Source organism: Streptococcus mitis (assembly GCF_016658865.1).
GTDB classification, from domain to species: domain Bacteria; phylum Bacillota; class Bacilli; order Lactobacillales; family Streptococcaceae; genus Streptococcus; species Streptococcus mitis_BT.
The window spans coordinates 313,211-335,879 of the sequence record NZ_CP067992.1 but is presented as its reverse complement, the minus strand read 5'-3'; the positions used below and the strand labels follow the sequence as shown (position 1 = coordinate 335,879).

The following is a 22,669-nucleotide window of genomic DNA, read 5'->3' as shown; positions in this document are numbered from 1 at the left end:
CTTCGGTGCTTCGACATCGTGGACACCTTTCAACTTCGGAAGTTCCCGACTAACTAATGGGGATTTGTTTAAGTTTCGTTGGAGTTTCTCCTTCGCCAGATACTGATCAAAGTTACTGGATTCCCTCGCAAGCCTACTTTCTTCCAGATTCTTCAGAATCTGCTCTCGGTTATACTTCGGTGTTTCGACATCGTGCACCCCCTTCACCTTCGGAAGTTCCCGACTAACTAATGGGGATTTGTTTAAGCCTTGTTGGAGTTTCTCCTTCGCCAGATACTGGTCAAAGTTACTGGATTCCCTCGCAAGTTTACTTTCTTTCAGATTCTTCAGAATCTGCTCGCGGTTATACTTCGGTGCTTCGACCTCTACTTTCACCTTATTGAGACTAAACTTGCTGGCTGCTGAGGAGACCGCATAACCTCCTACGATATTCCCGATAAAGTTTGCGGTTTGGGCATCTTCTTCGCTTCCACCTAGGAGCTTGGTCCCATGATAGGCAACCTGACCCGCTGTATAGGCACCTGCTTCCCCTATCGCAAACTGGGTCAAGCCCTTGACAACGCTCTGAGTCTGCCCTATGGGAATCATGATAGAACTCGCTGTCACAAAGATCCCACCAACCTGATGATACAGCTTGTCATTCCCCATGAAAAGCGTATCTCGGATACGATTATAGGATTTCGTATGGACATCCCCTGCATTTCCAAGTTGGATGTTATGAATCCCTTCCCCTGCATTAGACGCCCCATAAGCCGCTGTTCCAATTCCTGCGGTTAAGCCAGCCCCAACAACCAAGGGTGTCGCTGCCCCCATAGTTGCCCAAATCGCTAAAGCACCAATCGCAACGGTCACCACACCAATTGCCAGGTCTTTCCAACCGTTCTTGGCTCGATCCTCCGCAGCCAAGGCTTCAAAACGAGCCTTGTCTCTCTCCTGGGCAGCTTGTACGCGCTCAACGCGACTCTCCATCTGCTTACTCGCCTGTTGGTAGGCTATCGCAAAGCGTTGGACAGACTGGAGTTTGGCGAAATCACCCGACTGATAAGTCCCTACAGTCCGTGTCTTCCCTGCATGTTCTGCTATCAAGGCCTTAGTCGCAGACAAGAGTTCCTTAAAGGCAACCAAATCCTGACTCGCATGATTACTTTCATACTGGATGATCGAGTTGTCCAAGTTCTTGACCTGATTCATGAGGAAGTTATAGTTCATGACCGTACTGGTATGACTACTTCCTGAATAGCTCACCAAGTCTGAAATCTTGTCCTTGGTCGTGTTCAAGAGCTCAATCTCACTCTTTAGATTGTCCCGTGAACTCTTTAAATCACTATGAAGGTTTGTAAACACCTGACCCGGTAACTTTGCATGATTGCTTGAATCAATTTGATAGTAGCCATCCTTGTACAGTAGGAGGTTAGTTGAGTAGTCATTCATCAGGTTGACCAGAGTCTGAAGAAGAGTCCCATGCACCTCTACTAGGTAACTGCGCATACTCGAGACGGCCTGACCTTGGAGATTTTGATTGTTGATGAAGTCGCTCATAGCCTTATTTAGACTAGCGATGGCCTCTTCCCAAGCATTCATCGTCTTTTGACTTTCCACTTGAACAGAGGTAATATCATCAAATTTTATCTTGTAACTCATAGAACCTCCCTACTGCAAGCCAGAAAACATTGTTTGTCCCAATACTGTATCTGTACGGGCCAACTCTTTTCCTGTAGCTGACATCAAGGCGATGTCCGTTCCCAATAAGGACGTATAGCTCGTCATCAACTGATAGAGCTCATTGAATTGTTCCTGATACAAATCGAGCACCTTGGATTCCGATGTCGTGTTGAAGTTTGGCTTACTCACTCCAGCCAAACTAGCCTGAGCCTTGGTCAAACTACTGATGTGCGCGTTAAACAGGACCTCAGATAATTGAATCGTTCCATACATGACCTTACCCCTCCTTCGTATGTAGTAGCTTCTCGATGAAATTTCCCAGATTGTTAATCTGACTTTGGCACCAACCAATAATGCCATGTTCTTCGTTCTTTTGATTTTCCAACCTAGTGATTTCATCACAGATGGCATCATAGAAGGTATTCATCTCCGTTTGAAAACTCGTGTAGTCACTAGAGAAGGTTTCCCACTGCTTGGTGAAATCATCTTTTTGTTTGCCTTGCCATTCTGGCTGAATATTTCGGTGCATGATGGGATACTTGATATTGTGAACATTTTGTTGGATTTCCCCTACAGACTTCTTGGCCGTACGAAGACGTTCCAATTTTTCATCGATGGAAGTAATCCGTGATTGGGCAGAGGAGATACTGGCGGAGTAGGCATTCACTTGTCTTTGTAGAGAATTCTATTTAAAGCAAGAGTTTACCAATAAAATATTAGTAAACTCTTATTTGATTCATTTCTAACATAGATAGAAAGGGTTATCTTAATCTTTGCTCGCTAGAATTTCAGCCCCTTCGGGTAATATTTCTTCCAGTTCAGCCTTTGTGAATAAGCCTTGCGCTTTAGGATTTCCTCTTAAAGCTTCTGGATATTGCCTCAAGAAATTTCTATTAGCTTCTTCTTGTGTCACGTTCGGTGGCCAACAGTCTTTTTTTAGCTTAAAATGAATTTCTTTAAGTGTTTTTTCCCCAGACTTTAATAATTGAAATAGTTCTAATGGTAATTCATAGACTACCCTCTGTTCTGCTATTCCTCCTTCATCTGTAACAAAAAAATATTTCTCATGATGTCGCCAAACATGTTGTCCATAACCTTTTATTTCCTCAAACTTACTAACATCTTCCCAAGCTAATTTACTATGTTCCATGTATGATCTCCACTCTTTGTACTAATATCTTTCATTACGCCTTCTGGCATATCTCCTGGATATGTTCTTCCACCTGGACGCCACCATTTATTGGCTCCAGCTTCATTACCACTTGGTATTGAAATACCTTTTTCTGCTACTACTTCTGGAGTGACATCCAAACGATAAAGTGGACCATCTCCTAAGTATCCATCATCAAATCCTAACAATGTTTCGTAAATACGATTATCCCCTCTAGCAATGTCTTGAATGATATCTGCATGATCCTTACTTAACCAAAAACTTGTTCTATCATCACCCCCAACAATACCCTCATTCCAACTCTCGCTAGGCTGAAATTTTTGAAATTTAGCAGCTCCATTATCAAATAAATGCTTATGAGCCTCTAGGTAGTCAGGGTGTAAGTATCCTTCTGGTTCAGGACGGGGAGTAATTTCCGTATCAATTGCTTCAATATTTTTAAAAACAGATTGTTGATCCAGACCATCAATCATTTTTATTTTGGGCGCTTTTTCCGAAATTTCCAACACTCTTACGCGGTCTGAAGGACTGATACCTGCCTCCGCATATTTGTGCCATTGAAGATATCTCTGACGGTCCATCGGTTCCATACTCATCAAGGTTTTCTGGAATTTCTCCTTCGCCAGATACTGGTCAAAGTTACTGGATTCCCTCGCAAGTCTACTTTCTTCTAGATTCTTCAGAATCTGCTCGCGGTTATACTTCGGTGCTTCGACATCGTGCACCCCCTTCACCTTCGGAAGTTCCTGACTAACTAATGGGGATTTGTTTAAGTTTCGTTGGAGTTTCTCCTTCGCCAGATACTGGTCAAAGTTACTGGATTCCCTCGCAAGTTTACTTTCTTTCAGATTCTTCAGAATCTGCTCGCGGTTATACTTCGGTGCTTCGACCTCTACTTTCACCTTATTGAGACTAAACTTGCTGGTTGCTGAAGAGACTGCATAACCTCCTACGATATTCCCGATAAAGTTTGCGGTTTGAGCGTCTTCCTCACTACCACCTAGGAGCTTGGTCCCATGATAGGCAACCTGACCTGCTGTATAGGCGCCTGCTTCCCCTATCGCAAACTGGGTCAAGCCCTTGACAACGCTCTGAGTCTGCCCTATGGGAATCATGATAGAACTCGCTGTCACAAAGATCCCACCAACCTGATGATACAGCTTGTCATTCCCCATGAAAAGCGTATCTCGGATGCGATTATAGGATTTCGTATGGACATCCCCTGCATTCCCAAGTTGGATGTTATGAATCCCTTCCCCTGCATTAGACGCCCCATAAGCCGCTGTTCCAATTCCTGCGGTTAAGCCAGCCCCAACAACCAAGGGTGTCGCTGCCCCCATAGTTGCCCAAATCGCTAAAGCACCAATCGCAACAGTCACCACACCAATTGCTAGGTCTTTCCAACCGTTCTTGGCTCGATCCTCTGCAGCCAAGGCCTCAAAACGAGCCTTGTCCCGCTCCTGAGCAGCTTGTACGCGTTCAACACGACTCTCCATCTGCTTGGTTGCCTGTTGGTAGGCTATCGCAAAGCGTTGGACAGACTGGAGTTTAGCGAAATCACCCGACTGATAAGTCCCTACAGTCCGTGTCTTCCCTGCATGCTCTGCGATCAAGGCCTTGGTCGCCGACAAGAGTTCCTTAAAGGCAACCAAATCCTGACTCGCATGATTACTTTCATACTGGATGATCGAGTTGTCCAAGTTCTTGACCTGATTCATGAGAAAGTTATAGTTCATGACCGTACTGGTATGACTGCTTCCTGAATAGCTCACCAAGTCTGAAACCTTGTCCTTGGTCGTGTTCAAGAGCTCAATCTCACTCTTTAGATTGTCCCGTGAACTCTTTAAATCACTATGAAGGGTTGTAAACACCTGACCTGGTAACTTTGCATGATTGCTTGAATCAATTTGATAGTAACCATCCTTGTACAGTAGGAGGTTAGTTGAGTAGTCATTCATCAGGTTGACCAGAGTTTGAAGAAGAGTCCCATGCACCTCTACTAGGTAACGGCGCATACTCGAGACGGCCTGACCTTGGAGATTTTTATTGTTGATGAAGTCGCTCATTGCCTTATTTAGACTAGCTATGGCCTCTCCCCAAGCATTTATCGTCTTTTGACTTTCCACTTGAACAGAGGTAATATCATCAAATTTTATCTTGTAACTCATAGAACCTCCCTACTGCAAGCCAGAAAACAGTGTTTGTCCCAATACTGTATCTGTACGGGCCAACTCTTTTCCTGTAGCTGCCATCAAGGCGATGTCTGTTCCCAATAAGGACGTATAGCTCGTCATCAACTGATAGAGCTCATTGAATTGTTTTTGATATAGGTTCACTCCTTCTTCATTATACCACAAAAAGAGAGCGTCTTTCGCTCCCTTTATTACGCCGGCAATTCTACCTTCAAGCTCATATCCGTATTCTGCAATGTCTTCTGAACAGTTGCTAGGAGTGCTAAACCGTTATCAGACGGAGAATACTGGAATGTGATATGGATGACTTTTTGGTCAAAGTTATCACCGTATCGTTCCACATACTGTTTGCCTTCGAGAAAGTAGATATAATTGTTAATTTTTTCTTGAAGGATTTTTAGATGAACTGCTTCTGTTTCTTCCTCCCAGCCAATTGGATCCACAAGGAGTAACTCTAAATGACTATCTACAACACCAATAGAGTCTAGTTCGCTAGGTTGCAATTTTGAAACGATGGCTTGGGTGGCAATTTGAGTAAATTCCTCTGCTGAAAAAAGACGACGACTATTTTGGGGATTTTTTAGAATAAAGGAAGGATTATTCTCAATGAAAAGTTTACTAGATTCATCTTGTGTATATTGCTTTTTAGATTTCCAAAAACCATATTGCGCATAATTCATCAACTCTTTACCAGTATGTTCTCCCGAAATATAGCTATCGGCAGCTTCTTTGGGAATTTCTTGAACCACTTCTGGCATGATAATATTAAAAGTTGGATAACGTAAAAAATACTTGTCACCATCTTGACAGATTTCCAACATGTCTTTTTGACTTAAATAAATAGTTTCCATTCTCATCTCCTCTGTTGTTTACCAAATGTCTACCAATGTTACCTTATCTTTTGGAACTGGGTCGATTACTGCTTCAGGAACTCCTCCAGGGTATGTTTTCCCTCCTGGTCGCCACTGTGGATTAGCACGCGATCCTCCCTCATTTCCATCAGGAATTCTGTAATTATGTACTTCCTGTGGAAGCACCATTTTGGGAGAGTCTCCTAAACTTCCCTCATCCAATCCCAATAAAGCCTCTAATTTTCTCGGATTTCCATCAGCCTCTTTAATCATGGCCTTTGCTACATCTTTAGGAAAAACAAAAGCTCCATCTTCTCGACCAAAATTACCAAATTTCTCGATGAAGAAATCATCTTTTACAAAAGCTGCCACTCCATCATCAAATAATTTTTTATGCTGTTCCAAATACTCCATTGGTAAATAATCTTGTGGATTAGGACGTACAATGCCTTTTTCAATATCAGGATCAACTTCAATGATATTATTTATCTCTGACTCGGTTAACCCATTTTTTGGGAATTCATTTAAATATTCATTCCATTCCGTAGAGAACTGAGTTTTCACCTTATTGAGACTAAACTTGCTGGCTGCTGAAGAGGCCACATAACCTCCTACGATATTCCCGATAAAGTTTGCGGTTTGAGCGTCTTCCTCACTACCACCTAGGAGCTTGGTCCCATGATAGGCAACCTGACCTGCTGTATAGGCGCCTGCTTCCCCTATCGCAAACTGGGTCAAGCCCTTGACAACGCTCTGAGTCTGCCCTATGGGAATCATGATAGAACTCGCTGTCACAAAGATCCCACCAACCTGATGATACAGCTTGTCATTCCCCATGAAAAGCGTATCTCGGATGCGATTATAGGATTTCGTATGGACATCCCCTGCATTCCCAAGTTGGATGTTATGAATCCCTTCCCCTGCATTAGACGCCCCATAAGCCGCTGTTCCAATTCCTGCGGTTAAGCCAGCCCCAACAACCAAGGGTGTCGCTGCCCCCATAGTTGCCCAAATCGCTAAAGCACCAATCGCAACAGTCACCACACCAATTGCTAGGTCTTTCCAACCGTTCTTGGCTCGATCCTCTGCAGCCAAGGCCTCAAAACGAGCCTTGTCCCGCTCCTGAGCAGCTTGTACGCGTTCAACACGACTCTCCATCTGCTTGGTTGCCTGTTGGTAGGCTATCGCAAAGCGTTGGACAGACTGGAGTTTAGCGAAATCACCCGACTGATAAGTCCCTACAGTCCGTGTCTTCCCTGCATGCTCTGCGATCAAGGCCTTGGTCGCCGACAAGAGTTCCTTAAAGGCAACCAAATCCTGACTCGCATGATTACTTTCATACTGGATGATCGAGTTGTCCAAGTTCTTGACCTGATTCATGAGAAAGTTATAGTTCATGACCGTACTGGTATGACTGCTTCCTGAATAGCTCACCAAGTCTGAAACCTTGTCCTTGGTCGTGTTCAAGAGCTCAATCTCACTCTTTAGATTGTCCCGTGAACTCTTTAAATCACTATGAAGGGTTGTAAACACCTGACCTGGTAACTTTGCATGATTGCTTGAATCAATTTGATAGTAACCATCCTTGTACAGTAGGAGGTTAGTTGAGTAGTCATTCATCAGGTTGACCAGAGTTTGAAGAAGAGTCCCATGCACCTCTACTAGGTAACGGCGCATACTCGAGACGGCCTGACCTTGGAGATTTTTATTGTTGATGAAGTCGCTCATTGCCTTATTTAGACTAGCTATGGCCTCTCCCCAAGCATTTATCGTCTTTTGACTTTCCACTTGAACAGAGGTAATATCATCAAATTTTATCTTGTAACTCATAGAACCTCCCTACTGCAAGCCAGAAAACAGTGTTTGTCCCAATACTGTATCTGTACGGGCCAACTCTTTTCCTGTAGCTGCCATCAAGGCGATGTCTGTTCCCAATAAGGACGTATAGCTCGTCATCAACTGATAGAGCTCATTGAATTGTTCCTGATACAAATCGAGCACCTTGGATTCCGATGTCGTGTTGAAGTTTGGCTTACTCACTCCAGCCAAACTAGCCTGAGCCTTGGTCAAACTACTGATGTGCGCGTTAAACAGAACCTCAGATAATTGAATCGTTCCATACATGACCTTACCCCTCCTTCGTATGTAGTAGCTTCTCGATGAAATTTTCCAAACTATTCTTCAAACTCTGAAGACAGCCAATAATGCCATGTTCTTCGTTCTTTTGATTTTCCAACCTAGTGATTTCATCACAGATGGCATCATAGAAGGTATTCATCTCCGTTTGAAAACTCGTGTAGTCACTAGAGAAGGTTTCCCACTGCTTGGTGAAATCATCCTTTTGTTTGCCTTGCCATTCTGGCTGAATATTTCGGTGCATGATGGGATACTTGATATTGTGAACATTTTGTTGGATTTCACTTACAGACTTCTTGGCCGTGCGAAGACGTTCCAATTTTTCATCGATGGAAGTAATCCGTGATTGGGCAGAGGAGATGCTGGCGGAGTGTTGATTCACTATACCTTGAAGATAATAGATTTGATCATAGTCTATTTGCCCCATGTATTAGCCTCCTAGTTCATTTACTTCATTCAACTCAGCAACATTCCCTTTAGGAATATCTGTTGTAGAGACAACCGAAGTAATATGTTCTAACATAAGCTCATTATCATCATCGCTATAGCCCTCTTGAACAACCTTAAAAACATCTTCATGATTAAAGTAGATAAGGCTATCTCCTACCATTCCTTCTGGATAGAGACAGGCTCCGTAATCAAAACGGTAGAGATCTCCTTTAACGGGTGCTGCAATCACACGAGCAATGATGAGCATCTTTTTAGTACTTCCCTTTAAAACAATAACACTGCCTAGTGGTAATAATTTAGTATCTGACATAAATAACCTCTCTAAATTTCTAATAATTGAACGGATTCATAATGATCTGGATAAAGAATATATCCTTGGTTCGGTTTCAGTGCCGGCTCATTTGTGATGTAAGGATAGCGAGTATGATCTTGATCACTGATACGTACACCAAGAAAGACTTGTTCTACTAGCTGATTAACTAGTTTGACAAAATTGTCGTAATTGTTCGCTACTAGATCTTGGTAGGCGCCTATAAAGAGCAAGGTTACTCCATACTGAGCTCCTTCACTAAGGAGTTGCTTGAAGTCCAGTTCACTCACTCCAGCCGCCATAGCCGTCGCAGCAATATCAGGTATCAAAATTAACCATTTTGGATAGTCCTGATTTGGAGACGCAACCCGTTTCTTAAAGTCTTCTAATATCGTCTTCATGACATTATCAACCTCTAAAGAAGTATCAAATCGTTGAATACCATCAAAGAACTGACTGTTAATACGCTGACTAGGATCTAAAATAACAGTATTATACACTCCTGATAAACGGTTTAGGTGATATTCTAGTAATTTATAGTAATTCGTTACAAAAGCAGGACTGTCTGAGGCTATAAGAAGAGGGCGTTCAAAACTAAAGGTTGCTGGAACAACGGCTTCTCTTTCGAGCCCCAAGATAAAGTCTCGACTGCTTTCTAAGATTTCTGCCATGACTTCTTTGGTTACCTTTTCTGGTAACATTGGGATACCTGCAGGAAGCGGTCCATCGTATGCCACAGCCATGGCTTCTTGTTCTGCGCGAACTTCTTTTATGTAGTCCGTATAATGTTCACTGCTGTATGGCAACATCACTTGGAATTGGACGATATCATCCAATTTAGCTATGGCACGGCCTTTGATTTCATCGAGTGGAATATTTGAACGTCCTACTACACCTGATAAGTCACTGGTATCAAATAAGAAGAGAGAAATCTTGGTCTTAAAGTTCGATTGTAGCTGTAGACGCATCGCATTGAGACGGGAAAGTGTCACAACTAGATAGATTCCTAGAGAGGCACCATCGCGAGCAATGACATTTAAAGTATCATAAAAGGCATCGACAAATGGGGCATCCATCACACTATCAAAACCATCTATCTCGATGAAAATGGTTGGAAAACTCTCATCTGACAACTGATTGTATTGCCTTAGATTTGTGGCTCTTGCTTGCGAAAGAGCATGTTTCCGAGTTTTTATCTCTCTATTCAAGAATCGAAGAGATTTCATGATTTTTTCAGTTTCATCCAAGGTGAAATAATCTGCAACATGAGGAAAATCAGAAATAGAGATCAAACCACTAGTACCAAAGTCATAGAGATAGAAATGGACCTGGTCTGGTGTGTGCTTACGAATCACATCCATCGCAAAGTTCTGTAGAAAAGTGGACTTACCGAATCCCGGACTAGAAACCAATAAAATATGACCTCTTTGTTCCATATTGAAGTAAAGGGGAGATTGTTCCTGTCTTTCTGGAATATCTTGATACCCAATTAAAATAGGTTGCAATGCCTCTGAACGTCCCCAATAATCCTTGTAGTTAGTCGATTGTGTATCTTTAGCATATATCTTCTCTTCAAGTGGTGGCAACCAAGGACTGGCTACCTGATGAATATGAAGACCATCAAAGACTTCACGGGCTTTTTCTACAATGGCGTCTAATTCTGTTGGAACAGCCTTTGCTTCTTTTTTATTGACTAAACCACTCAAATCTTTATTAATGGCATTGTATTGACCATTACTTGTAATCTCATACACAGTTGTGTTTTTTTGAACATGATTTCGTCCTTCTGGATTATAATCCGCACCTGACCAAGCACTTTGGAATAGCTCATAGATTTCATTGTTTCCGACTTGAAGATAGGCTCTACCTGTCTGGGTAATTTCTGCGGCATCAGGTGTTTTGATTACTTCTCTAGAATCTGCAGCATCCTGTACTTTAAGAGCTATTTTAAACTTAGAGTTCGACCAAATTTGATCGTTGACAACCCCACTAGGTTTTTGGGTTGCTAAAATTAATTTAACCCCCAATGATCGACCAATACGAGCTGTAGAGACTAATTCATCCATGAAATCAGGTTGATTCGCCTTCAACTCTGCAAACTCATCACTAATGATTAATAGATGTGGTAATGGTTCTTTGACCTTCCCTTCCTTGAAGAGTTTCATATACTGGTTGATATGATTAACATCATTTTCTGCAAAAATACGCTGACGCTTCTTAAGTTCAGCTTTGATAGATACCAGAGCTCGATTGGCCTGGTTGCCATCCAAGTTTGTAATCGTACCAACAACATGAGGTAGGTCTGCAAAGAGATTAGCCATCCCTCCACCTTTATAGTCAATCAAGAGGAAAGCAACCTCATACGGATGGTAGTTCACAGCTAAAGATAGAATGTAGGACTGAATAAGCTCAGACTTCCCTGACCCCGTAGTACCAGCAATCAATCCATGAGGCCCATGCGCCTTCTCATGAATGTTTAGATAAAGAATATCATCTCTACCTCGAACTCCTAGAGGAACAGCCATTGTTTGGAAAGTTTCATTGTCTTGCCATCGTTTTAAAAGTTCTAGTTCCTCTACCTTATTGACTCCATACATCTCTAGGAAGGTAATACTATTCGGAATCGAATTACGCAAAGTCTGAACATGATGAATACCCGCAAGATTTCTCGCAAAATTTTCCTTTTCCGATAAACTTACAGGAGGAAGAGGCGTAATTTCTTTATTTGTATAATTGCCATCCTGAAGTAATACTGTACCTTTTTTATCTCCTCGATAGTCAACAACTGTCTTAACGTGTTCTGGTAGACTTTCAAGTACTTCTTCTACGAAAACATAATGAATCCCTAAATGGGATAAATCTTCATTGATGTACTCCATAATGTTGTGATCCAACATCAGGCTTAAATCTGTAAGAAAGAGAATATAATGAGGGCTGTATTGCTTTTCTTTCCCTTTATCCTGCTCACTATCTAACTTTCTATCTTTAATAACTTGATAGAGCGACGTTAATAGTTGATCTCGAGTACGTTGATTGTAAACAAAACCACGGCTATTTAGTGCTTTTATTTTCGTATGAGGTAGCCATCGACTCCAATTCCATAACTCAAACTCTTCCTCTCGGAAAATTGGAATAAACTGTAAATCATGGTAACTTTGAAAAGTCGCTAATTGCATCATCATCTGTTGAACTTGTTCAATCACTATTTGCCGTGTTCCGATATAGCCCGTAGGATTTGTTAATGTATGTGTAATAGGTACCTGCTTAGTCACACGATAGTAGGAAAGTAGTTCTTGAATTTTTTGGTTAGCAGCTACATTATATTTTGTTAATTCAGAATCTGAATACTCAATAGAAAAACTAGAATTAACTTCACCCAAACCCAAACGATAAGACAGAAAATCAAAATGATAAAGTGTCTTTTCGTAAATACGTCTATCCGTTTTTTCTACCATTTCTAAAATCTGATCCATGCCAGGGAAATGATACACCAAAGCCTTAACTTGTTCTTTACGTAAGTTAGCTAATTGTGAATACTTGGTTTCCAAGTATTTCATATACTCAACAATTTTCTGTTCTTGAAGTTCCTTATGTGATTTTTTATCAGAAAAATAAGTATGAATGGAAGTCCCAATAGTAATGACAGACATCCCCATCATCATGAACATCATGCCACCACTACGTGTGAAGTAAACCGTTAGTATCGTAAAGACAATCATCGCCAAAGGGGTAATAATCAATCTTAGTAACGATTGTTTGTTACCTTCATCATCTGTTGGTGCCGAAGCAATCGTTACTTTATCCTCGGGTTCTCTCAGAATAATCCGTGGAGAGCGATGAAATTCTTTTGAACGATCCTCGACCATTACTTCAGAAAAAGGCAGTAAGCTCGTCTCAATAGAAAATAGTGAATGAATCGATAAGATTTGTTTTTGAACGGATAAAGCTAGACCTTGTTCAAAAACAAGTTGGTCCATATCTTGAATATTTTGCGTCCCTGTTCTTCTTTCACCATTAAGATAATATGGACTAGCACTATAAATCGTCTTATTTGTCCCATCAAAGCTCAAAATGATTTCTATAGGAAAATCAACTAAGCGAATAGTCGCTTCTTTCTTATCTGATAAATATAGTATTTTTTCGGGAAGAAGGTAATACTCGGTGTTTTTAATAATCAATAAGGATACACTTATATCTTCAGCTATGGAAACCAAATGATACCCATAAGAATAAGTCTCTCCGAGCAGTTCAACTCCCGTTTCCTTGACTTCCAACACCACATTTTCAAGAATAGGAAGATAGATATTAGAAGCTATAGAAGGCCCCAGTTGATAGGTATTTCCTGTATAGAGTGGATAAACATTGTCTTCAAAAAATAAATAATTCATAGACCACTCCTATCTTGACTCTGTTGAAGCTGAAGGCGTATTCGACTTATTCGCCTCTGGTGTTAGGTAGTTTTTCTTCAATTCTTCCAATTTACTCTTATAATTGTTTAGTTGCTCAGTACGTTGTTCAGATGTGAGGTTAGGATTTCTCTGAACTTCATCAACCTTTTTGGTAAGACCATACATCAATAATTGTGGGTCATCTAAGTAACTTGCAATATCTATAGCTTCATCAACTTTCGACTGCCCAATTAAGACCCAGTAACGAAGATAGTCTGTACTTGATTGACTTGATATTTTGGATAGCTCTGTCTTTTGCGCTTCTGTTAAAGGCTCTGTTTTAATGACGGAATAAGCCACCATATAAGCATCATCTTGACTAAGTGATTTAGAATCTGTATTTTTAACAGTAGATACAACCGATGAATAATCTTGGTTTACAAAAGCCAAACGTAAATCTGAAATCATTTGTTGATTAGGCATAGCGAACAATGCAAAGTAAAACACTCCAACAATTGATAGCACTCCAATAAATGATGCAATAATGGTAGTCCACTTCAACCGCGAAACAAGTTTATTAGGAACACGTGAAAATTTTTCTTTATTTTGTTCCTTTTCTTCTAAGTATTTTTCTAGTAGTAAGGCTAAGATTTCATCCAAATTTTCAGACTTCATGATGGTCTCACAAAACAGTTTTCCTTTATAAAATGGCGACTGTCCCTCCACTAATTTTTCATAACTTACCTTTTTATCTAATAGAGATACTATCATAGCTTTAAAGTTAACTGTAAACGCCTCCATCTTCAATGCATCATAGGGAGGCACTTGCCCTTTAACACCACGAAAAATGAATAGAGGGTTCCCATTTCGTGAAAACACTAGATTACTAGGTGATAACTCATAAGTATAAATTGAATCCTTCAGCGAGTTAAATAATTGACCAACATTGATCAGATGACGTAATTTTTCTTCCTCAATCATAGTAGTCAGCTTATCCCAAGAATAATATTCATCTGTCAATAGACTTTCAATCGTTAGTTTACCTTCTACCTCAATAACATTTTGATTCACAAAATAAGGTTGTATTGCTGTTAATAAAGCATAAGCTATTTCACGATTTCCCTTGATATCTCCAACTACTAATTCAATTTTTTGAACTTCCATACCTGACTCCCTTACTATATTCTTTCCAGGTTTAATAAAACTCCGTCTTTCACTAATACTAGACTGCTCGTACTAGCAAGAATTTCTCCTGACTGTTGATTTCTTACACTTGGATTCATTACCTTAATTCCAATACCATAAGTATCTGAGACGATTTGTATCAATTCTTTAATCGTTAACTCAGTAGGGACCCTTAAATCTAATATTTTAGATAAAAAAGGCGAACAATCCAGACTAATATTAATGTACTCTTCCATATAAAACTCCTAAATCTATTATGCTATGCCTATTATATCACGCAAAACATGAATATTAAAGAACTTTCTATTTATAAAAAAGAGATACATTTTGTATCTCCCTTTATGTATTTTTCTATCGACTTTATTGTTTAGCTATATGTAACTTTTTATAAAAGAGCGAGTAAATTGTGACAATCATCCCTAGTATAAACAATAAAATTGCAGTCCAAGAAACAGGAGACTTTACGTTTTTAAGTGAAACAGTCTTTTTATCACTGTGGTTGATTTGAATCTGATTGGTAAATAAAGCAGACTGATACTCATTAACGATATTCTCCGATTCCACTTTAGTGCTAAATAAGTTTGTTTTAACTAATTGATACTTTTCTTGATCCAATTTTTTAGTTGTATCAATCAATTTATATGTCTCAGGATGAAATAACTTTGTCAAATTACTCTCCTGTTCAAAGTACTGAATCTCTGTTTTCTTGGTATTCTTATCTAAAGATGTATCTATTTGCAAAGATCCATCGTTTGCAAAAGCAACACTACCTTTTGTAAAAATTGAAAACAATAGAAAGATAAAGACAATGTTTTTTTTCATATTACTTGCTATCCTTAACTTGGCGATACAAGAAAATATTTACAAGTCCCAAAGCAATTGTTAGAACAACAATTACCATTACTGACTGAACAACTCCGTTTTGCTGATTAATGAATAATTTCACTACACCTTCAAGATATGTTAACGGAGAAAGAGTTGTTAAAATAGGAGCTGGATTCACATAATATTCATCAAATAATTGAGTTGCTGAAATGATATAAAGCAGTAATAGACTTATGCTTATCAAAAATCCAAGACTTTTTAGTTTATCAAGAAGGATATTCAGACTATATGTCATCATTAGACTCACTAATACAAGAAGCATTACAAACCAGCTCAATTGACCTACAGAGAAAGCAAGTTTAACTCCAGAAACAATCGCAATTATAGAACCAACAGCTACTGAAATCACACTTAGGAAGAACATTGGTCCAGAAGAATTTCTCCATGACAAACGGTCCTTCAAACTGATTAATCTTTGCAATTCTTCTTTATCTGCATGTTGGAAAAGATAGGCAACAACCAGGCTAACAAGATAGCTGATTAAGATAACAAGGAGTCCTGATCTCTCATCTTGACGATTCGTCTGTGACGGTCTATTGGTCGCAGCTGATACGACATTCCCAATTTTAGAAGCATCAACAGGATTTGACAAATATTCATAGACTGCATCATTTTTCGTATTACCCGTTCTAGTATTGCTCAAAACAGTAGAAAAGTTTTTAAGGAATTCTTCGTTTGAACCATATTCACTAGACATGATATTTTTCAATTCAGAAACGCGTGCACTTAATGATTTTCCGTCTTTTTCCAATGTATTAACATCATTCGTCAACTGAGTCATAGTAGCTTGTATCGTCTCAGAAACAGCTTGGTTTGCTTTTGTATTGTCCATCAAGGTTTTACTAGCTGACATCAGTGTACCTAGGTCCCTGTTCATATCCATACTAACATTAACCATACTAGTATTATCTACTTTTTCTGTTGCAACAAAACTAGGTTTACCTTTAATCGTTTGATCCACTAATTTGGTCTGTTCAATTAACTGTCTTAACTGAGTTATTAGATCATTGGTTGTTGTTCTCAGCTGTTCGATGTTAGATGTTAATTTCTCAGCATTGGCTAATCGTGACTGAATATCCGTCAATTTTTTATCAGAAATCTTCAAATCTGATTTTAGAGCTTCTACTGTAGTTGCTTTGATTAGATTGGTCACAATAGTCTTGAGGTCATCATTATTTGCTAAGGCAGCAAGAGAACCTTCTGCTGGAACAAACGTAGTGTCTGTGTACGTATTTTTAGATAAATCTAAGCCGTAATACGCAGTAACAATTCCTGATAACTGTAGATACGCCTCAACATCTTTATAAACCGCTTGAGTTAGCTTGGTAGGATTGTACTCCCAGTTAGAAATAATGTCTTGCATCTCATAATGACGATTCAAAACTTTTTTTTCTGTTTGATTTATCTTAGTAGTCGTGATGGTCTTCGTAATTGTGATAATTTCTGTTGGTTTTTGCACATCAGGTGTAGAGGAACTTGACGTTACAGAAGTAGCTGGACTAACAGGCGCAGCATGAACTGTCTCATTCTCTATTTTATCTTTTTCTACATAAGGGGCATCTTCCTTTATAACTTTTACATCTTCTGTCGTATCTAATTGATACTTAACAAGCACAGGTGATAAGACATTGAGATCATTTTCATTCTTGATTCCTAGTGTGTATGAAATAGTCATACCTGGAGATGCTTCACTAGGGATAGATACCTGATAACTCCCTCCTCCAAGATCAGAAAATCCATAGTTTGATTCTTTAAGATAGTATCCGCTTGGTACTGTTAACGTTAATTTTGAAATTTTCCCTTCAAATGAAGGCAATGTTAGATCACGTTTTGTTGTGCTCTTAGATTTAATGTCATTCTTTAACTGAGAGAACTCTTCATTTTCAAGTGTTGTAGATTGCAAAGTTGGCAAATCTTTCCCTATCTTCTTACTATACCACCTTATAAAAGCACTAATATTTTTCAAATGTTGTTTATCAGCATCTGACAAAGAGAGATTATTTATAGTTGCATCATCGTAGTATACACTTGGCCATTTACTAGTAATTTGATTTTGCATACTATTATTTAACGACTTGATATAACTTCCAAGAGTTTTATTAGCTCCATCTACCACTGAGGGGTTTTTAGCCAAGGAAGACTCTACTGCTTCTCTAATCTTTGTATCATAATTTGATAAGGTATTATCAATTTCCTTGTTATTATTCTTCAAGCTTTCGAGAAGTTTTGCGATATCTTGATTATAGGAAGAAGCCGTATCAGTAGTTTCTTTCCAAATAGCTGGCTCTGATAACTTCTCAGTAACTTGAGTGTTTATAGCAGATAATTGATTTAATTGTTCCTTAACTGATAATTTGGAAAAGTCTTTATCATAGTTGGACAAAGCCTGTTCTCTAGTATTCAAGGAATTATCCCATTTTTTTTGTTGCTTATCTATTCCATTTATTGTTTCCTCATATGTCTTATTAACAGAATCAATTGATCTAAAGGCATTATTTGTATTTAACAAGGTCTTGTTAAATGACGAATACGATGATAAGAGATTATTCGGTGATGAACCCAACCCATTAAATTGTTGACTATATTGAGCAAGAGGATCCACTAACTTATTATTAAAGGACGTTAGTGACTCATGTTCATTTGTAACCACATCAGCAACCTGGCCTTGTGCTGTTTTCAAATTCCCGATAATACTAGTGAAATAAATATTAATCAAATCCTTATTAAAGAGCTCTTTGAAAGCTACTACAGCTTGTTCAGCCTGTTTGACAGTCAGTTGGTCACTTGATTGAATTTGATATTGAAACTTCGCCTGAACAGGGGAAGTTGATTCGATTGCTAAAGCTTCTTCTGAAAATTTACTTGGCAAGACTATCATCAACTGATAAGTCTCATTTTTTAGACCGCTTTCAGCGATTGACCTAGAAACAACTTCCACTTTGTAATTATTTTTAGCTATGAACGAATTTACTAAAGTATTCGCAATGTTAATCGGTTGTCCATTATATACCTTACCCGTATCTTCATTAACAATAGCTACTTTAATAGGGGCTTGTTGCACCGAGGAATCTGAGTTCGTTCGGCTGATAGGTGTTGGTTTTACAATTGCAAAGAAGGATACTATCATTGTCACAAATAACAGTAGCATCCCTAAGCTAAATAAAACTTTCTTTCTCACATTTTCTCCTTAATTAAATATAGTAAAAAAGTTGAGGATTTCTCCTCAACCTCAACTTTAGATTATTGAAGACCAAAGTTTCTAGATAAGTCTTGGTCATTTTGTTGCATCGCTTGAGCAGTCTTATCAAGTTGTGTATTGATTTGTTGCATTAAATCAGCAAAGTTTTCAACCTTTGGTTTCAATTCAGAGAATTGTTGATCAAAGCCTTGGAACGCAGCACCTTCCCATTCCGAACGCAAGGTATCTTGCAAGCGTTGAAGATTGCTCAAAATAACTCTGATATCGTTTGCAGCTTTTCCATATTCACGTGCACGTGATTGGAGGGTTTCTGGAGATACACGAATTTGTCCTGACATATTTTTACTCCTATGTTCTTTTTTCTACATTTTAACATTATTCAAATACTTATGCAAGTATTATATCAAATAATTAAAAAAAATATTTTAGCAATAATCTAGTTTGATACTATAAGATATCTGAATAAGTCCAATCCTACTCGATATGTATTAAACGAAAGAATCATAATGATAAGTTCAGAAACCTATTCCTTCTATCTATTTTTCAGATAGTAAGCGTTGAACCTTCTCAGAAATCTTGACCAGCTCTTCTACTCGCTTGGCAAATCCGGTTGAAGCTGTTCCAATACCATAGGCTCCTGCTTGAGCATTGGTGTAATTCCCATAACCACTGCTAGAGATTGTGGAATTTTCAGTGAGGCCCGTAATGGCTTGTTTCATCGTCTTCCAGGTCGATAAATGAAGTTCTACATCTTTGGTCATTGGTCACCTCGCGGAATCATTCCCAGAGTTTCTAAGTTTTTTACAAGTGTAGGATTAGAAGAAAGACCATTTAGAAAATCATCTCGCAACTGAGCATCTTGTTGGAGCCACTGTCCCATCATACTTAAAATTTCACTATTGGCTCGCCGATATAGGTCCCCAACTTCATTCACTTTGTTGAGCATTTTAGAATAGTGATCCATTGCTTTCGAGGCTTCTCATTTGTGAAAAGGCACTTAATTTACAGTTAAGTGCCAGTATCAAAAATATTATAATTATAGCTGATTTTCTTTTACTTCCTCAAACCATTTTTCAAACTCTAGACGTGGAAGCAATTCTTCATCCTTATCATAACGCCCTTCATAACTATAACGACTGTCAAGACTGTTTTTATTAGCATCATAAATCAACCACATTTCAGTCGGATGTTCACGATTATATTCTTGGCAAACATCCTGCAATTTCTGCATATCTTCAGTTCCATATTTCAATAAAGCAAATGCCATATTATCTGAATCATCAACTTTTTTTGTCACAACTTCATTAACTTTTTCCATTCCAATTACAATACCATTAATTTTATAAAATGGCTTAAAACTATACAAACTGTCCGCTATCGCATAAATATATACTTTTTCTGCTTGATTTTGGACATATTCCATTGCTAATGAAATCATGCTAGCCTGAACTTCCATAAATTTATCTTCAAATACCATAATTCCCCTCTATCTCTTCTTTTACTTCATTGTACCATTGTTCAAAAATATTGCCCGAGGTTAGCGTATCTGAATTAGAATAGAATAGATCGTAGGAATACTTTCCCTTTACTTTATTCTGTTTATTATCATAAATCAATTTTATCTGCGTAGGCATTGGCTGGTTATACTTCTCACAAATTTTCTTTAACTCTTTAACGTCATCGGTTCCTATTTTTAATACATGGAAAATTAGATTGTTTAAATCATCAAAGTCTCTCCTTGGCAATGTACGCATAGTAAAAATTTTATTCTCAGAAATATAAAATATGTTAAAACTGTATGAATTCTTCTCATTAGAGCCATATATGTACACAGTATCAACCTTTTGCTTTACCCTATCCGCATATTCTAATGCCAACTGAATCATGTCTGTTTGTTTAGCTGAAAATTCATCTTCAAATATCATGTATATTTACTCCTAGCGATTTGTAATATTCTCAAAAAAATCCATTCCATCTATTTTATAAAAAACTTCAAAACTATCCGGTCGAAACTGTTCCAGTACTATTATCTCCTGCTTAAGGACCTCAGCCATGCTGTGGGTGTCCGTGTTAAGAATAACTGTGTTAACGTAAAGAAAAAGGAGACTACCTGTTTGATAAAAACTGGGTGGAAACCCAGTTTTCTTAGTTTTCTTGTACTAGGAGATCATATGGGAAATATTCTAGGTCTTTCAAGCGTTCATCATAAATTTCTTTGATCTTACAAGTTGCGGCGGTGTCAAAACTCCAGTAGCCATAATAACCACAGTGTTCATATTGATGAGAATTATACCAAGGTTCATCTGAATGACTATAATACCAGAAGCCCTGTGCCTTAGCTACACTCTCATAAGTATCTTCAATCATATTTTGATACTCTAAAATCGAATGGAAAGGTACTATCTTATCATGGAATAGATAAACCATGTAGTATTCAATCAAGCCGTCTGTGTAGTCCATTTGCTCATAAATAGCCTTCAAATCATCTAGAAACTCTTCCTTACGCTCACTGTAAAGAACTCCCAGGGCAAAGATGTTAACTGCCAAATCAAATGGAACTCCCTCTGAGGCGACTTCTTTTAAGTTGGAGAGCATCCCTTGATAATAGGGCAATAGAGTTTGAACAGAATCCCCTATAGAGTAACATATTTTGAATAAAATATCATTATCAATTACTAGATTTCGAAAATAAACGCTTTTATTTTCTGGTTTAATTTTATCATATTTTGCTAATCTCCTATTTAGCGAACCTAGATACAATTCTCTATCTTCTCGAAAGTATTCCTCAGTTTTGATTCTATCTCTTAACATGTATTAACTCCTTTTCTATGGGCGGATAATATTCGCCTTCTTATCGAGATTATTTATTATAATATCGCCATTCTTCTTAACCTTCACTAACTGATAGCCAACTAGGTTATCATCCATAGCTTCACGAATCAATATACTATGCTTATTACCGACTGCCTTATCTAGACGCCCTCCTATTACCCACTCATGGCTCATCTGTTTGACTTTTGGATTCTTCAAGTAACTTAAGCGAGCACTACCATACTTAGCTTCTGCGATGATATAGGGTGGGTGCCCATTAGGATTGTGGTAGACTCCGTCAATTCCATGGTGGGTGGCTCCATCGATTTCTGTGGTCATATCCAGACTGATGCGCTCATAACCCAGCTGACGATAGATCTCATCCGTAGTCATCTCGCCGTAGTTTCCTTTGCGCATATTACTGATAAGTTCAATAGTGCCGTCATCAACCTCTGATATGATCCCTCTTTGCTTGAGGATTTCAATCTTGCTGTGGACATCGGTATGTAGGAAGACATCCCCTTCTTTCATCGCCTTCATCCACTCTTCCTTGGTTGTATAGAAAGCATTACGAGCTCTGAGTTTATCCAATCGGGTGTTTTCTACATGTTTCGCTTTAGAAGCTAGATTATCTAAGCTCTTTCCTAGACCTGTATCTCCCAGACTCTTGCTCGTTTTTTCAAACTGCATCATTTGACGACCAGTTGAAGCTTCTTGTATAACTCTTACAGTAGGTACTTCCAAAGTAAACTGCTTGGCTCGCTCCAGTCCTTCTTGGGCAGCCTTGCTTAGGTTTAAAACTTTTTCATCCACTGAATTTTTTAGCTGATGGGTGATTTGTTTACGGTAAGTAGATAGGGAGTGATAAACATTATCCCCCAATCCCTTGGCATTCTTCAAGACACCTTTGAAACTGTCTAGGTTCTTAGCTCCTTGTTCCAAGCCTTCTTTCAAAGTCGTTTGGAGACTGTTCTTAACGGCAGTAAGCCCTGCTGTCTTTCCTGTCTTGGCTAAGGTTCCTAGGTATTTCCCTGCTGGTATCAAGTCAAACAAGGCAAAGGTTCCTCTCAGTGTTCTCTCGGATGTGTCCAACTCTCGTCCAGTGCCCCAGTCCTTACCGGTCGCTGCCGAGTACATGTCAGCACTAGCCAAGGCTACTCCTGCTACGGCTCCTGCTGGGGGACAGAAAATAGTCAAGACAACAAGGCTAACTCCCAGAGCGATATCGCGCCACATCTCTTTCTTGGACTTTTCGTCATCAATCGATACATACTCGAAAGCTCGGGTTTGATGCATAGCTTGGACATATTCCGTCTCCGTCAGCTTGTGTTCCTTATAGTTCTTGCTTTTCTTGAACTCCTCGTAGCTTTTAAGAATTTTCTTATAATACGTAAGAGACAAAGCAAGAACTCTGCCTCTTATATTCTTT

The 22,669-nt window shown here is 38.9% G+C and carries 22 protein-coding genes and 2 pseudogenes; all 24 read right to left on the bottom strand.

The features are described from left to right. Positions 1 to 243: 243 nt before the first annotated feature. Positions 244 to 969 (bottom strand): annotated as a pseudogene (locus JJN14_RS10230) (hypothetical protein); the annotation flags it as partial. A 168-nt stretch (positions 970 to 1,137) separates the two neighbouring features. Beyond that, positions 1,138 to 1,539, bottom strand: a pseudogene (locus JJN14_RS10225) (T7SS effector LXG polymorphic toxin); the annotation flags it as partial. 111 nt (positions 1,540 to 1,650) lie between these two features. Then, on the bottom strand, positions 1,651 to 1,935 hold the full coding sequence (locus JJN14_RS01645; RefSeq protein ID WP_120769979.1) for a TIGR04197 family type VII secretion effector: 285 nt from the start codon (positions 1,933 to 1,935) through the stop codon (positions 1,651 to 1,653). 4 nt (positions 1,936 to 1,939) lie between these two features. Further along, the gene (locus JJN14_RS01640) at positions 1,940 to 2,329 is read right to left on the bottom strand and encodes a YwqH-like family protein (protein ID WP_201058733.1); all 390 of its coding nucleotides are present in this window, start codon (positions 2,327 to 2,329) and stop codon (positions 1,940 to 1,942) included. A 99-nt stretch (positions 2,330 to 2,428) separates the two neighbouring features. Further along, entirely contained in the window at positions 2,429 to 2,812 is a 384-nt protein-coding gene (locus tag JJN14_RS01635) for a hypothetical protein (RefSeq protein ID WP_049509774.1), read from the bottom strand. Beyond that, entirely contained in the window at positions 2,794 to 5,001 is a 2,208-nt protein-coding gene (locus JJN14_RS10280) for a T7SS effector LXG polymorphic toxin (protein ID WP_236253705.1), read from the bottom strand. Before JJN14_RS10280 ends, JJN14_RS01635 begins: the two co-directional genes overlap by 19 nt. A 9-nt stretch (positions 5,002 to 5,010) precedes the next feature. After that, positions 5,011 to 5,169: a hypothetical protein gene (locus JJN14_RS01615; RefSeq protein ID WP_162927853.1), complete on the bottom strand. Its 159-nt coding sequence runs from the start codon at positions 5,167 to 5,169 to the stop codon at positions 5,011 to 5,013. Positions 5,170 to 5,216: 47 nt separating this feature from the next. Further along, entirely contained in the window at positions 5,217 to 5,876 is a 660-nt protein-coding gene (locus tag JJN14_RS01610) for a DUF6572 domain-containing protein (protein WP_201058732.1), read from the bottom strand. 18 nt (positions 5,877 to 5,894) lie between these two features. Then, positions 5,895 to 7,706: a T7SS effector LXG polymorphic toxin gene (locus JJN14_RS01605; protein WP_201058731.1), complete on the bottom strand. Its 1,812-nt coding sequence runs from the start codon at positions 7,704 to 7,706 to the stop codon at positions 5,895 to 5,897. A 9-nt stretch (positions 7,707 to 7,715) separates the two neighbouring features. Then, a complete protein-coding gene (locus JJN14_RS01600; protein WP_201058730.1) occupies positions 7,716 to 8,000 on the bottom strand; it encodes a TIGR04197 family type VII secretion effector in 285 nt (94 codons plus the stop codon). Positions 8,001 to 8,004: 4 nt separating this feature from the next. Then, positions 8,005 to 8,439: a YwqH-like family protein gene (locus JJN14_RS01595; RefSeq protein WP_201058729.1), complete on the bottom strand. Its 435-nt coding sequence runs from the start codon at positions 8,437 to 8,439 to the stop codon at positions 8,005 to 8,007. Between the two features lie 3 nt (positions 8,440 to 8,442). Beyond that, on the bottom strand, positions 8,443 to 8,772 hold the full coding sequence (locus JJN14_RS01590) for a DUF4176 domain-containing protein (protein WP_201058728.1): 330 nt from the start codon (positions 8,770 to 8,772) through the stop codon (positions 8,443 to 8,445). An 11-nt stretch (positions 8,773 to 8,783) separates the two neighbouring features. Then, a complete protein-coding gene (gene essC / locus JJN14_RS01585; protein WP_201058727.1) occupies positions 8,784 to 13,160 on the bottom strand; it encodes a type VII secretion protein EssC in 4,377 nt (1,458 codons plus the stop codon). A gap of 9 nt (positions 13,161 to 13,169) precedes the next feature. Continuing rightward, positions 13,170 to 14,324, bottom strand: coding sequence for a type VII secretion protein EssB (gene essB, locus JJN14_RS01580; protein WP_201058726.1), 1,155 nt, complete (start codon positions 14,322 to 14,324; stop codon positions 13,170 to 13,172). Positions 14,325 to 14,338: 14 nt separating this feature from the next. Further along, a complete protein-coding gene (locus JJN14_RS01575) occupies positions 14,339 to 14,581 on the bottom strand; it encodes a type VII secretion protein (protein WP_125453220.1) in 243 nt (80 codons plus the stop codon). 124 nt (positions 14,582 to 14,705) lie between these two features. Further along, positions 14,706 to 15,167 carry a type VII secretion protein EssA gene (gene essA / locus JJN14_RS01570; protein WP_201058725.1) on the bottom strand — a complete coding sequence of 154 codons (462 nt, stop codon included), beginning with the start codon at positions 15,165 to 15,167 and terminating at the stop codon, positions 14,706 to 14,708. Position 15,168: 1 nt separating this feature from the next. Continuing rightward, positions 15,169 to 18,408: a type VII secretion protein EsaA gene (esaA, locus tag JJN14_RS01565; RefSeq protein WP_201058724.1), complete on the bottom strand. Its 3,240-nt coding sequence runs from the start codon at positions 18,406 to 18,408 to the stop codon at positions 15,169 to 15,171. Between the two features lie 62 nt (positions 18,409 to 18,470). Further along, positions 18,471 to 18,767, bottom strand: a complete 297-nt coding sequence (locus JJN14_RS01560) for a WXG100 family type VII secretion target (protein ID WP_004261570.1) — start codon at positions 18,765 to 18,767, stop codon at positions 18,471 to 18,473. Between the two features lie 198 nt (positions 18,768 to 18,965). Next, positions 18,966 to 19,190, bottom strand: coding sequence for a hypothetical protein (locus JJN14_RS01555; protein ID WP_236253704.1), 225 nt, complete (start codon positions 19,188 to 19,190; stop codon positions 18,966 to 18,968). Continuing rightward, positions 19,187 to 19,393 carry a hypothetical protein gene (locus JJN14_RS01550; RefSeq protein WP_236253703.1) on the bottom strand — a complete coding sequence of 69 codons (207 nt, stop codon included), beginning with the start codon at positions 19,391 to 19,393 and terminating at the stop codon, positions 19,187 to 19,189. Before JJN14_RS01550 ends, JJN14_RS01555 begins: the two co-directional genes overlap by 4 nt. 72 nt (positions 19,394 to 19,465) lie before the next feature. Further along, positions 19,466 to 19,906, bottom strand: a complete 441-nt coding sequence (locus JJN14_RS01545; protein ID WP_201058723.1) for a hypothetical protein — start codon at positions 19,904 to 19,906, stop codon at positions 19,466 to 19,468. After that, positions 19,896 to 20,354 carry a hypothetical protein gene (locus tag JJN14_RS01540; RefSeq protein WP_201058722.1) on the bottom strand — a complete coding sequence of 153 codons (459 nt, stop codon included), beginning with the start codon at positions 20,352 to 20,354 and terminating at the stop codon, positions 19,896 to 19,898. The genes JJN14_RS01545 and JJN14_RS01540 overlap by 11 nt, the downstream gene beginning before the upstream one ends. Before the next feature lie 220 nt (positions 20,355 to 20,574). Continuing rightward, positions 20,575 to 21,240, bottom strand: coding sequence for a PoNe immunity protein domain-containing protein (locus JJN14_RS01535; RefSeq protein ID WP_201058721.1), 666 nt, complete (start codon positions 21,238 to 21,240; stop codon positions 20,575 to 20,577). A 15-nt stretch (positions 21,241 to 21,255) separates the two neighbouring features. Next, positions 21,256 to 22,641 carry a pre-toxin TG domain-containing protein gene (locus JJN14_RS10030; RefSeq protein WP_236253702.1) on the bottom strand — a complete coding sequence of 462 codons (1,386 nt, stop codon included), beginning with the start codon at positions 22,639 to 22,641 and terminating at the stop codon, positions 21,256 to 21,258. Between the last annotated feature and the right edge of the window lie 28 nt (positions 22,642 to 22,669).

What these genes read in the sequence shown, in the direction of transcription:
- JJN14_RS01645 (WP_120769979.1), bottom strand. Translation starts at nt 1,935, where the DNA reads ATGTATGGAACGATTCAATTATCTGAGGTCCTGTTTAACGCGCACATC.
- JJN14_RS01635 (WP_049509774.1), bottom strand. Translation starts at nt 2,812, where the DNA reads ATGGAACATAGTAAATTAGCTTGGGAAGATGTTAGTAAGTTTGAGGAA.
- JJN14_RS10280 (WP_236253705.1), bottom strand. Translation starts at nt 5,001, where the DNA reads ATGAGTTACAAGATAAAATTTGATGATATTACCTCTGTTCAAGTGGAA.
- JJN14_RS01610 (WP_201058732.1), bottom strand. Translation starts at nt 5,876, where the DNA reads ATGGAAACTATTTATTTAAGTCAAAAAGACATGTTGGAAATCTGTCAA.
- JJN14_RS01605 (WP_201058731.1), bottom strand. Translation starts at nt 7,706, where the DNA reads ATGAGTTACAAGATAAAATTTGATGATATTACCTCTGTTCAAGTGGAA.
- JJN14_RS01600 (WP_201058730.1), bottom strand. Translation starts at nt 8,000, where the DNA reads ATGTATGGAACGATTCAATTATCTGAGGTTCTGTTTAACGCGCACATC.
- JJN14_RS01595 (WP_201058729.1), bottom strand. Translation starts at nt 8,439, where the DNA reads ATGGGGCAAATAGACTATGATCAAATCTATTATCTTCAAGGTATAGTG.
- JJN14_RS01590 (WP_201058728.1), bottom strand. Translation starts at nt 8,772, where the DNA reads ATGTCAGATACTAAATTATTACCACTAGGCAGTGTTATTGTTTTAAAG.
- essC (WP_201058727.1), bottom strand. Translation starts at nt 13,160, where the DNA reads ATGAATTATTTATTTTTTGAAGACAATGTTTATCCACTCTATACAGGA.
- essB (WP_201058726.1), bottom strand. Translation starts at nt 14,324, where the DNA reads ATGGAAGTTCAAAAAATTGAATTAGTAGTTGGAGATATCAAGGGAAAT.
- JJN14_RS01575 (WP_125453220.1), bottom strand. Translation starts at nt 14,581, where the DNA reads ATGGAAGAGTACATTAATATTAGTCTGGATTGTTCGCCTTTTTTATCT.
- essA (WP_201058725.1), bottom strand. Translation starts at nt 15,167, where the DNA reads ATGAAAAAAAACATTGTCTTTATCTTTCTATTGTTTTCAATTTTTACA.
- JJN14_RS01560 (WP_004261570.1), bottom strand. Translation starts at nt 18,767, where the DNA reads ATGTCAGGACAAATTCGTGTATCTCCAGAAACCCTCCAATCACGTGCA.
- JJN14_RS01555 (WP_236253704.1), bottom strand. Translation starts at nt 19,190, where the DNA reads ATGACCAAAGATGTAGAACTTCATTTATCGACCTGGAAGACGATGAAA.
- JJN14_RS01550 (WP_236253703.1), bottom strand. Translation starts at nt 19,393, where the DNA reads ATGGATCACTATTCTAAAATGCTCAACAAAGTGAATGAAGTTGGGGAC.
- JJN14_RS01545 (WP_201058723.1), bottom strand. Translation starts at nt 19,906, where the DNA reads ATGGTATTTGAAGATAAATTTATGGAAGTTCAGGCTAGCATGATTTCA.
- JJN14_RS01540 (WP_201058722.1), bottom strand. Translation starts at nt 20,354, where the DNA reads ATGATATTTGAAGATGAATTTTCAGCTAAACAAACAGACATGATTCAG.
- JJN14_RS01535 (WP_201058721.1), bottom strand. Translation starts at nt 21,240, where the DNA reads ATGTTAAGAGATAGAATCAAAACTGAGGAATACTTTCGAGAAGATAGA.